The sequence below is a fragment of the Acrocarpospora macrocephala genome, from assembly GCF_009687865.1.
Lineage (GTDB): Bacteria > Actinomycetota > Actinomycetes > Streptosporangiales > Streptosporangiaceae > Acrocarpospora > Acrocarpospora macrocephala.
Window position 1 is genome coordinate 149,466 of record NZ_BLAE01000020.1, and the last position, 262, is coordinate 149,727.

General features: G+C 66.0%; 1 protein-coding gene. It reads left to right on the forward strand.

Annotated features, from left to right (window positions below):
* Positions 1-2: 2 nt before the first annotated feature.
* Complete coding sequence (locus Amac_RS18975; protein ID WP_246268468.1) at positions 3-200, forward strand: ferredoxin; 198 nt, start codon at positions 3-5, stop codon at positions 198-200.
* Positions 201-262 lie beyond the last annotated feature (62 nt).

A 262-nucleotide genomic window follows, 5' to 3' on the forward strand; every position in this document is an offset into this window, starting at 1 on the left:
ATGTGACACGTATCAATGTGAACGCCCAGCGCTGCATCGGCGCCGGCCAGTGCGTGCTCATCGCACCGGAGGTCTTCGACCAGACCGATGAGGGAACCGTCACGGTTTTGGCCGATACCGTGGACGGCTCGGCCCAGGGGGTCGTGCGGGAGGCCGTCCGTGCCTGCCCTTCCAAGTCCATCTCGCTGACCGAAGGCTGAAAACCACGGTCTGACCGTACGAATCCGACCCGGCCGGGTGTGTCCACCCGGCCGGGTCGAGC